12 protein-coding genes are annotated in these 10,001 nt (G+C 69.4%); 6 read left to right on the forward strand and 6 right to left on the reverse strand.

Going from position 1 to position 10,001, the window contains the following annotated elements; genetic code table 11:
- The first annotated feature begins 136 nt into the window (after window positions 1–136).
- Window positions 137–1,531, forward strand: a complete 1,395-nt coding sequence (locus tag L942_RS03985; protein ID WP_037355056.1) for an aromatic amino acid lyase — start codon at window positions 137–139, stop codon at window positions 1,529–1,531.
- On the opposite strand, the gene L942_RS03990 is transcribed toward L942_RS03985, so the two are convergent.
- Window positions 1,485–2,198 (reverse strand): ABC transporter permease, encoded by a 714-nt coding sequence (locus tag L942_RS03990; RefSeq protein WP_037355059.1) that lies wholly within the window; start codon window positions 2,196–2,198, stop codon window positions 1,485–1,487. The genes L942_RS03985 and L942_RS03990 overlap by 47 nt on opposite strands.
- Window positions 2,195–2,887: an ABC transporter permease gene (locus tag L942_RS03995; RefSeq protein ID WP_037355004.1), complete on the reverse strand. Its 693-nt coding sequence runs from the start codon at window positions 2,885–2,887 to the stop codon at window positions 2,195–2,197. Before L942_RS03995 ends, L942_RS03990 begins: the two co-directional genes overlap by 4 nt.
- A gap of 140 nt (window positions 2,888–3,027) precedes the next feature.
- Between L942_RS03995 and L942_RS04000 the strand changes: the two genes are divergently transcribed.
- From L942_RS04000 to L942_RS04010, 3 genes are all read left to right on the forward strand, one after another.
- A complete protein-coding gene (locus tag L942_RS04000; protein ID WP_037355005.1) occupies window positions 3,028–3,945 on the forward strand; it encodes an ABC transporter substrate-binding protein in 918 nt (305 codons plus the stop codon).
- Window positions 3,946–4,043: 98 nt separating this feature from the next.
- The gene (locus L942_RS04005; protein ID WP_009071899.1) at window positions 4,044–4,478 is read left to right on the forward strand and encodes an SRPBCC family protein; all 435 of its coding nucleotides are present in this window, start codon (window positions 4,044–4,046) and stop codon (window positions 4,476–4,478) included.
- Between the two features lie 113 nt (window positions 4,479–4,591).
- Window positions 4,592–5,617, forward strand: coding sequence for an NADP-dependent oxidoreductase (locus L942_RS04010; protein ID WP_037355007.1), 1,026 nt, complete (start codon window positions 4,592–4,594; stop codon window positions 5,615–5,617).
- Here the strand turns inward: L942_RS04010 and L942_RS04015 are convergent.
- From L942_RS04015 to L942_RS04025, 3 genes are read right to left on the reverse strand one after another with little or no spacing between them, the layout of a single operon-like run.
- Entirely contained in the window at window positions 5,607–6,266 is a 660-nt protein-coding gene (locus tag L942_RS04015) for a haloacid dehalogenase type II (protein ID WP_037355008.1), read from the reverse strand. The genes L942_RS04010 and L942_RS04015 overlap by 11 nt on opposite strands.
- 55 nt (window positions 6,267–6,321) lie before the next feature.
- Window positions 6,322–6,726 (reverse strand): SRPBCC domain-containing protein, encoded by a 405-nt coding sequence (locus L942_RS04020; protein WP_037355010.1) that lies wholly within the window; start codon window positions 6,724–6,726, stop codon window positions 6,322–6,324.
- Window positions 6,723–7,115: a RidA family protein gene (locus tag L942_RS04025; RefSeq protein ID WP_037355013.1), complete on the reverse strand. Its 393-nt coding sequence runs from the start codon at window positions 7,113–7,115 to the stop codon at window positions 6,723–6,725. Before L942_RS04025 ends, L942_RS04020 begins: the two co-directional genes overlap by 4 nt.
- 62 nt (window positions 7,116–7,177) lie before the next feature.
- Between L942_RS04025 and L942_RS04030 the strand changes: the two genes are divergently transcribed.
- Entirely contained in the window at window positions 7,178–8,122 is a 945-nt protein-coding gene (locus L942_RS04030) for a helix-turn-helix transcriptional regulator (protein ID WP_037355015.1), read from the forward strand.
- Here L942_RS04030 and L942_RS04035 read toward each other — a convergent pair.
- Window positions 8,103–8,732, reverse strand: coding sequence for a TetR/AcrR family transcriptional regulator (locus tag L942_RS04035; RefSeq protein ID WP_037355017.1), 630 nt, complete (start codon window positions 8,730–8,732; stop codon window positions 8,103–8,105). The genes L942_RS04030 and L942_RS04035 overlap by 20 nt on opposite strands.
- A gap of 107 nt (window positions 8,733–8,839) precedes the next feature.
- Between L942_RS04035 and L942_RS04040 the strand changes: the two genes are divergently transcribed.
- On the forward strand, window positions 8,840–9,886 hold the full coding sequence (locus L942_RS04040) for an NAD(P)-dependent alcohol dehydrogenase (protein ID WP_037355020.1): 1,047 nt from the start codon (window positions 8,840–8,842) through the stop codon (window positions 9,884–9,886).
- Window positions 9,887–10,001: the final 115 nt, after the last annotated feature.

Genomic DNA, 10,001 nt, shown 5'->3' on the forward strand with positions numbered 1-10,001 from the left:
GCGGTCGGGGACGGCAGCGGGGCGCGAACCGGCCGAACCGCAGCGGGCCGGGGCGGCAGCGGCGCGGGAAGGCGACGGAACACCAGCCGCAAGCCGTCGGGCCGTTGCCGAAGCAGCCCAAAAGCTTCTCTCCGGGCTGAACGACGAAGCACCGATCGAGCTCGAACCGGCCGTTCTCGAACGGCTCCAGCGCCAACGCGAGGCGATGCTGGCCGCGCTGAACGGAGACCGGCCCGTCTACGGCGTCAACACCGGGATGGGGCGGCTCGCCGGGACCCGGCTCACCGCTGAGCAGCAGGCCGGCCATCAGCGCAATCTGCTGGTCGGCCGGGCGGTCGGCGGGAGGCCGTGGTTGTCGCCGGAGGTGACCCGGGCGTTGTTGCGCATGCGATTGCGCGGGTTTCTCCGCGGCGACGCGGCGGTCAGCCCGGAGCTGGTCGTCTTCCTCGTGGACCGGCTCAACGACCGGTTTCTCCCCGCCGTCCCGCGAGACAGCCTCGGCAGCGCGGGCGAGATCGTCCCGCTCGCGCACGCGTTCCAGACGTTCGTCGGGCTCGGCACGGTCCTCGAGAACGGTGCCGAGATCCCGGCGGCGGAAGCGCTACGCCGGCGCGGAGTCAAACCCTTCGTGCTGGGGCCGAAGGAAGGGGCGAGCCTGATCCAAGGCTCGCCGCTGGCCGAGGCGTACGCGTGGGTCTGCGGCAAGAGGCTGCGTCGGCTGCTTGAGTGGCAGACGGTCTGCGCGGCGATCACCGTGGACGTTCTTGGTGCGCCGCAAGCGATTTACCGCGGCACCCGCATCGAGAAACTGATCGAAGGGGCCGTCCCGAGAAACGGAGTGGTGCAGGCGCCGATCTCGGTGCGAGTCGGGCCGAAGGTGCTCGAATACGTCGGCCGGACCGTTGAGGAGCTGCGGCAAACCCTGCGGGAGTCCTGGGAAACTCCGGCGGATTCACCGGCCTTCGTCAACGGCGAGTTCGTCCCGACGACCGGCTACCACGCCGTGGCGCTCGGGCTTCGGATGGACGCCAGCAAAGCCGCGCTCGTCCATGCGGCGGAGGTGTCGGTCCAGCGCCTCCATCGTCTCCTCGACCCGCAGTTCAGCGGTCTGCCGTCGCAGCTCGCGGTGGATCCGGGACCGCAGGCCGGGCTCACGCCGCTGCACAAGCGCGCGGCCGGCGAGTTGCACGCGATGCGTCGGCTGGCCGCCCCGGCGACGCTCGGCTCGCTCGACACTTCCGCTGGTCAGGAGGACGTGCAAGCGTTTGCCAGCCAGGCCGGAGCCGAACTCGAGACCGCCATCGGGCACTTCTTCGCCATCACCGCGTGCGAGCTGATCGCCGGACGGCAGGCACGGTATCTCCGCGAAACCCCAAGCGCACCGAAGCTTGCCGACACTTACGACTGGCTCGCGGCGAGGATCGAGCCGGTGGTGGTCGACCGGTCCTTGGGGCCGGAGATCGACCAGCTGGCTGAAGCCTGTCTCACGAGTCCCGACGGGCCTGCTGGAGCGCCAGCCCGCGAGGCGTAGCCAGCTTGGTCAGCAGCGCGAACACTCCCTCGCACGCCAACGCCAAGATCACCACCGCCAGCCCGCCGCCGAAGATCTCGCCGTGCCCCTGCTCGCCGAGGGCGAAACCGTCCACGATGTAGCGGCCGAGACCGCCGCCGTCGTTGACGATCGCTCCGATCGCGACAGTCGCGATCAGCTGCAGGAACGCCACCCGCGCGGCGGCCACGATCACCGGCGACGCCAGCGGCAGTTCCACCCGCAGCATGATCTGCCATTCGCGATATCCGGTGCCGCGCGCCGCGTCGACGACGTCCTGTTCCACCTGCACCACGCCGGCGTAGGTGTTGGTGAACAGCGGCGGCAGCGCCAGCGCGACGAGCGCGAGCAGCAGCGGCCAGAAGTCCGTGTTCGCGCCCCAGCGGCTGGCCAGGAACCAGAACAGGATGATCAGCCCGAAGCTCGGGATCGCGCGGCCGATATTGACCGCGCTGCTGGCCAGGAACTGGCCGCGCCGGTAGTGCCCGAGAAACAGCGCGAGCGGGACGGTCAGGACGATCGAGAGCGCCAGCGCCAGCGCGGAAAACCAGAGATGCTGCACGGTCCGGAACGGAATCCCGGCCGGATCGGTCCAGCTCCAGCGGTTCGGGTCGGCCAGCCAGCGGCTCAGCTGCTCGAAGAAGCTCATCGCACGGCCCTCCGCGCCCACGGGGCCAGCGCGCGTTCGCTCAGCCACAGCAGCAGATCGACCAGCACGGCGAGCGCGATCGACAGCACGACGCCGACGATGATCGGGCTCGGGTTCGGAATCGTCGTCTGGATGCCGGCCCGGATGAAGTACCCGAGCCCGCCCTTTCCGAGCAGCGACGTGACGGTGACCAGGCCGATCGTCGTCACCGCGGCCACCCGCAACCCGGCGATCACCACCGGCAGCGCGAGCGGCAGCTCCACCTGCCACAACAGCCGCCGCGGCGTGAAGCCCATGCCGATCGCCGCTTCGCGCACCTCGGTCGGCACCTGCTGCACGCCGGTCACGATGTTGCGGATCAGGATCAGCAGCGTGTACGTCGCCAGCGGGATCACCGACGTGGCGAAGGAGAACCCGAGCAACGGCACCAGCAGCGCGAACGCGCCCAGGCTCGGGATCACGTAGAGCGCGCCCGCCGCGCCGATCACGAACGGATAGAACCAGCGGTAGCGCAGGCACAGCGTGGCCAGCGCGAGCGAGAGCACGAGGCCGACGCCGAGCGCGGTCGCGGTGAGGGCGATGTGCTCGCCGAGGCGCTGCAGAATCGCGTCGGCGTTGCGCTCGACCCACCGCCATTCGAAGAGGGGACGGCTGCTGTCGGCCAGCAGCGGGGTCACGGACGCGTGCACGGCGCGACCTTACCCCGATCGAGCGACAATATTCCGGCCCTTGGGATTCCGTGGTGAGGATTCCTAACCAGTGGTTTCTGTCGGGGGTCGCGGTTAGGGTCCATTCCCACTAACGAGTGAACTGAGGAGTGTGGGGACACGTGCGCTGGACCCGGAACATCCGAGTGGCCGCGCTGCTGGCGACGGCCGCGCTCGGCTTGACCGCGTGCGGTGGGGGAAGCGACCAGCCGGCCGCGCCGAGCAAGGGCGGCGCTCCGATCGTCGTCGCCTCGTTCAACTTCACCGACAGCCAGATCCTGGCCGAGATCTACGCGGGCGCGCTGGAGGCCAAGGGCTATCCGGTCACCCGGAAGCTGAACCTCGGCTCGCGGGAGCTGGTCTACCCGTCGCTCAAATCCGGCGAACTGCAGTTCCTGCCGGAGTACCAGGGCGCGGCGATCACGACCGGCTTCGGCAAGGAAGCCACCAAGGACGCCAAATCCGAGCACGAACAGCTGGAGAAGCTCTTCGCGCCGGAGGGCGTCGGGCTGCTGAACTACGCGGCCGCCGAGGACAAGAACACCTACATCGTGAAGGCCGACCTCGCGAAGTCGAGGGGCCTCGCGTCGATCAGCGACCTGAAGAAGCTCGACAAGGTCGTCATGGCCGGTGCGCCGGAGTGCGAGAAGCGGCTGCCGTGCTTCAAGGGCTTCAAGGACGTCTACAAGCTCACGAACATCACCTTCCAGACCGTGCAGGAAGCCGGGCCGCGCGTGCAGCAGCTCAACTCCGGCGCGGTCACGGTGATCCCGGTCGACTCGGTCAGCCCGCTGGTCGGCGACCCGCAGTACGTCGCGCTCAAGGACGACCTCGCCATCGTGCCCACCGAGAACGTGGTGCCCGCGGTGAACAAGAAGGTGCTCGACGAACGCGGCGCGGACTTCGCGAACGTGGTCAACGCGGTCAGCGCGAAGCTCACCACGGACGGCATGCGCGAGCTGAACAAGCGGGTCGACGCGGACGGCGAGCCCGCGGCCGACGTCGCGAAGGACTGGCTGAAGCAGCAGGGCCTCTCCTGACGCTCTCGGGAGTGGCGGGTGCCTACCGCCACTCCCGGGGTTTCCGCGGGTATGCGAAGGTGGCTGCGGCGGAAACCGACTAGAGCAGGGGAAACGACATGGGCAAGGTCACGGCCACCGCGGAGCGCACGATCGACGCGCCGGTGGAACGGGTGCGTGAGCTGGTCGCGGACTACGCCGAGACGCGGCCGAAGCTGCTCACCGAGCACTACCGCGACTACCAGGTCAGCGAGGGCGGCGTCGGCGCCGGCACGAAGGCCAGCTGGAAGCTGCAGGCCACGTCCAAGCGCGTGCGCGACGTCGCGGCCACGGTGACCGAGCCGTCGCCGGGCACCTTCGTCGAGACCGACGCGAACTCCAGCATGGTCACCACCTGGACCGTCACCGCCTCCGGGGAGCGTTCGCTGGTCCGCATCCAGACCAGCTGGGACGGCGCGGGCGGCATCGGCGGCTTCTTCGAGAAGACCTTCGCGCCGGCCGGGCTGAAGAAGATCTACGACGGCGTGCTCGGCAAGCTCGCGGAGATCGTGTAGCGCTGGCCACAGCCCCGGGGACAATCGGAATGCGCGCCCCGGTTTCTCCGTTGGCCGGGTAGACGGGGCGCGCGCCCCGCTTCAATCCAGCTTGAACGAAACGGAGTTCGACGGTGAACGCACCCGAAACGCCCGCCAAGGCGACCGAGATCCGGCTCGCGGCCCGCCCGCACGGCGTCCCGACCATGGACAATTTCGACATCGTCGAGACCGAGGTGCCGAAGCCGGGTCCCGGGCAGATCCTGGTGCGCAACCTGGTGATGAGCGTCGACCCGGCGATGCGCGGCCGGATGAACGACGTGAAGTCCTACTCGCCGCCGTTCGTGGTCGGCGAGGCCATGCAGGGCGGTGCCGTCGGCGAGGTCATCGAGTCCACTGTGGACGACTTCGCGGTCGGCGACCACGTACTGCACCAGGCGGGCTGGCGCACGCACGCGGTGCTCGACGCCAAGCGAGCGGTCAAAGTGGACGATTCCGTCGCGCCGCTTTCGACCTACCTCGGAGTGCTCGGCATGCCGGGCCTGACCGCGTACGCCGGCCTGCTGGTGAGCGCGGAATTCAAGCCCGGCGACACGGTGTTCGTCTCCGGCGCGGCCGGTGCGGTCGGCTCGCTCGTGGGGCAGCTGGCGCGACTCAAGGGCGCCAAGCGCGTGATCGGCAGCGCGGGTTCGGCGGAGAAGGTCCGCCACCTCACCGAAGACCTCGGCTTCGACGCCGCCTTCAACTACAAGGACGGACCGGTCGCCGAGCAGCTCGCCGCGGCCGCGCCGGAAGGCATCGACGTCTACTTCGACAACGTCGGCGGCGAACACCTGGAAGCCGCGATCGCGTCGATGAACCTGCACGGCCGGATCGCCATCTGCGGCATGATCTCGCAGTACAACGCCACCGAGCCGACCCCGGCGCCGCGCAACCTGGTGCAGCTCATCGCGAAGCGGATCACCATGCGCGGCCTGCTCGTGCTGGACCACTGGCACCTGATGCAGGAGTTCGTCGCCGAGGTAGCGCCGCTCGTCGCCTCCGGCGAAATCAAGTACTCGGAGACCTTTGTGGACGGTATCCGCAACGCGCCGGACGCCTTCCTCGGCCTGCTCAGCGGGGCCAACACCGGAAAGATGCTGGTGCGCCTCAGCTCCTGACGATCGCGTCAGCCAGCTTGGGCAGCGTCGCCGCGGTGTAGGTCGCGGCGGGCAGCCCGGGCAGCGGATGGACACCGGGACGCGCGAGCAGCGCGGTCCGGAGTCCCGCGGCTTGCGCACCGGCGATGTCCCAGCCGTGCGCGGCGACCAGCACCGCCTGACCGGGTTCGACGCCGAAAGCTCGCAGCACCTGCCGGTACGGCTCCGGTGCGGGCTTGAGCCTGCTGACCTGCTGCGCGGAGAAGATCCGGTCGAATTTCGTTGCCAGGCCAGCGTTTTGCAGCTGTGCTTCGGCGGTCGCGAGCGGCGAGTTCGTGAGGGCCGCTACCCGGTGCCCGGCCTGGCGCAAGCGGTCCAGGCCGGGGACGACGTCGGCGTGCGCGGGCAGGGACCGCAGGCCGTCGCCGACCTGCACCAGTTCGACGTCAGTCAACTCGTGCCCGTGCCGCGCGCACACGGCGGCCGCGGCTTCCCCGGCGATCTGCGCGAAATCGCGGTACTGGCCGGTCGCGGTCACCGTGAGCACGGTGTGGATCGCGAGGGCGAACCATTCCTGGCGCGCTTCCGGGTCGCCGGTGAGCTTGGTGAACAGCGGGTCTAGCACGGTCAGGTCGAGCAGCGTCTCGTTGACGTCGAACACGCACAGCATCGCGCCTCCTGGCCGGTGAACCGCTTGCGTACCAGGGTCCTCCGCCGGCCGCGGGCTAGGCAAGCGCGGTGATCAGTTCGGCCAGAACTCCCTGCCAATGGCGGCGCTGCTGCTCCCGTTCGGCGGCGTTGGCGAGCCGTTCCTGGTGGATGCGCAGCATCGCCTTGTCCGGGCCGCTGGCGCGGACGGCCAGTTGCAGCGTCGTCTCGTGCGTCCAGCCGGCCGGCTGCCAGGTGAGCCGGATCCGGTCCAGTTCGCGGAAACTGCGCGTCTCGCCGCGGATTCCGTCGGCGGTCTCGTATTCGGTGCCGGGTTCGGGATGGACGGTCACGCCCTCGCCGAGCCAGATCGCCACCCCTGCCTCGGAGGTGAGGAACTCCCAGACCTCCTCGGCGGAGCGGCCGACCGTCTTCGAGACACCGATCTGCCAGCCGGCGTCCTTGGTCTGCCCGACGCTCATCGGACCACCGCCGCGATCGCGCTGACCTCGACGAGCGCGCCCGGCACGGCGAGCCCGGCCACGCGCTGGACGGTCACCGGGGGCGTCGCGCCCGCCAGAGCCGCGGCGGCGGCCGGATAAGCCTGGGCCAGATCGACGTCCGCGACCAGCAGGATGGTCAGCCGCACCACGTCCTGGAAGGTCGCGCCCCCGGCGGCCAGTGCGGTTTTCAGGTTGGCCATCACCCGCTCGACCTGCGCGGCGACGTCGGATCCGCCGACGAGCTCGCCGTGCGCGTCGACCGCGTTCTGGCCGCCGACGTAGACCGTCGTCGCGCCCGGCGGGACGACCGCGACGTGGGTGAACGCGGGGGACCGCACGAGTCCTTCGGGACGGAGCAGCTGAGTCATGAAGCAAGTATGACCGGATACCCGGTCGGATACTGTCCTAGTTTTGCGCGAGAATCGGGACCATGACCACGACGAGCCGCCGCCTGGAGACGTTGGCCCTGCTCCAAGCGCGCCCCGGCATCTCCGCCACCGACCTCGCGGCCCGGCTCGGCGTCACCGAGCGCACCACCCGGCGCGACATCGCTCAGCTGCGCGAACTCGGCTACCGCATCGACGGCGAACCGGGCCGGGTCGGCGGCTACCGGCTCGCGCACGGCACCGCGATGCCGCCGCTGTTGCTGGACGCCGACGAGGTTGCCGCGGTCTCGCTCGGCCTGCGGACGGCGGTGGCGGTCGACGGGCTGGAAACCGCCACGGTGACCGCGCTGGCCAAGCTGACTCAGGTGGTGCCGGCGCGCTGGCAGCGGCGACTCGCCGCGCTCGCGAACGTGGAAGCGTTGCCCGGCAAACCATTCCGGAAAGCGGCACGGGACATTCTGGTGCCGCTCGCGTTGGCTTGCCGGGCTGGCGAAGCCGTCCGGATCCGGCATCGAGCGTTGGACGCTCCGGTGGCGAAACCCGTTGAGGTGCAGCCTTATCGGCTCCTCGCGAGGCAGCGGCAGTGGTACCTCGTCGCGTGCCCGCGCGGGGCAAGTGAATGGAAAACCTTTGCGGTGGACCGGATCGAGGCGGTGCAGCCGCTGGGAAGTACGCTCCCCGCGCCGGAACCACCGTCCACTGTGGCCGATCTGCGCACCGACGCGAGGTGGCGGTATCGCGTGCGGGTCCAGGTGCACACTGCCGCTGAGTTGGTCCGGGAACTCGTTGATCCGAGCGTGGCCACCGTGGTCGCAGACGGCGACGAATGCGAACTCCGCTTCGGCACCGACGATCTCGACTGGGCCGCCCGCTGGCTGGCTTACCTGGACGTGGATTTCGACGTCCTCGAACCGTCCGCGCTCACCGATCGCCTGCACGCCTTCGGTTCCTGGCTCGCCGCCCGCTACGTCACCACTCCGCCGGGCTGATCGCCGGACTCCCCGCGCGATAAGCCTCGATCACGATCCGCGCCGCCCGCCGCGATTTGGCGACGACCTGCTCCGGCGGGTAGCCGAGCCATTGGGAGACGCCGTTGAGGTAGAAATCGCCGTAACCGTAGGCCTGGGTGTGGAGCTGCTCCATCAGTTCCAAGGCGATGGCCGGATCCGGCGTGATCGCGAGGCAGCGCAGCAGGGACGCGTCGATCAGTTCGCGGCGGGTCTCGTGCAGTTCGGCGTAGTGCACGTCAGCCAGTTCGGCGGCGAAAAACACGTGCAGGCCGATCCGGGTGTCGATCAGGAACTTCGTGTGTGCGGCGGTGACGGCGGCCAATGCGGCGCCATCGTCCGTTTCGCTGGCGGCCGCTTCCTCGGCGAGTTCGTGCAGCTGGCGCGCCGCGACCGTGACGGCTGCGGCCAGCAATGCCGCGCGGTCCGGAAAATGCCGGTACGGCGCGGCAGAGGAGACCTTCGCCCGTCGCGCGGCTTCGGCGACCGAGAACCCGCTGATCCCGTTTTCCGCGATCAGGTCGAGTGAGACGCGCACGAGTTCGGCGCGCAGATTGCGGTGGTGGTACTGCGCCGCCATGTCGTAGGTCACACCCGATCGTGCTCGCGCTCCGGAATAAGCCGACGCCCACGCTAGTCGATGTAAGAGGGTTCTTACATCGACTTGTCCCGACCGGACGGGACACCCAGGAGGGATTCATGACCACGACCACCTCCGCCATCGCCGCGGCGGCGGCGGGCGGACCGCTCGCGCCGACGACGATCGAGCGCCGCGACCTGCGGCCGGACGACGTGCTGATCGAGATCGCGTACGCCGGCATCTGCCACAGCGACCTGCACCAGGTCAACCAGGACTGGGGCACCGCGATCTTCCCGATGGTGCCCGGCCACGAGATCGCCGGCGTGGTCGCCGCGGTCGGTTCGGACGTGACGAAGTACCAGGTCGGCGACCGGGTCGGGGTCGGCTGCATGGTCGATTCCTGCGGCGAATGCGAGTACTGCCGCGCCGGGACCGAGCAGTTCTGCGTCAAGGGGAACGTGCAGACCTACAACGGGGTCGGCTTCGACGGCGAGAACACCTACGGCGGATACAGCCGCCAGATCGTCGTGAAGGACGCGTTCGTCTGCCGGATTCCGGAAGGCATCGAGCTGGACGTCGCCGCGCCGCTGCTGTGCGCGGGCATCACCACGTACTCGCCGCTGCGCCGGTGGGGCGCGGGGCCAGGCAAGAAGGTCGCCGTCGTCGGCCTTGGCGGGCTCGGGCACATGGCGGTCAAGCTGGCCGTCGCGATGGGCGCGGAAGTCACCGTGCTCAGCCAGAGCCTCAAGAAGCAGGAAGACGGCCTTCGGCTTGGCGCGAAGGACTACTACGCGACCAGCGACGAGTCGACCTTCGAGACGCTCGCCGGCCGGTTCGACGTCATCCTCAACACCGTTTCGGCGAAGCTGCCGGTCGACGCCTACCTCAGCCTGCTGCGCGTCGGCGGCGCGATGGTGAACGTCGGCGCACCGGGGGAACCGTTGGAGTACAACGTCTTCTCCCTGCTCGGCGGCAACCGCGTGCTGGCCGGTTCGATGATCGGCGGCATCGCGGAGACGCAGGAGATGCTGGACTTCTGCGCCGAGCACGGCGTCGGCGCGGAGATCGAGAAGATCAGCGCGGACCAGGTGAACGAGGCGTACGCGCGGGTCGAGAACAGCGACGTGCGGTACCGCTTCGTGATCGACGCCTCGACGATCGGCTGACGCTCGCGCCCCCAATGCCGCATAGAGGTCCGTGAAGGGCTCCTTGAGGGAATTAGATTCCGGCTTGTGTGTGGGGACCGGTTGGATGGGCTGGCTGATCACTGGTCGTAGTCTG

Source organism: Amycolatopsis orientalis DSM 43388 (assembly GCF_000411975.1).
GTDB classification, from domain to species: Bacteria; Actinomycetota; Actinomycetes; order Mycobacteriales; family Pseudonocardiaceae; genus Amycolatopsis; species Amycolatopsis orientalis_D.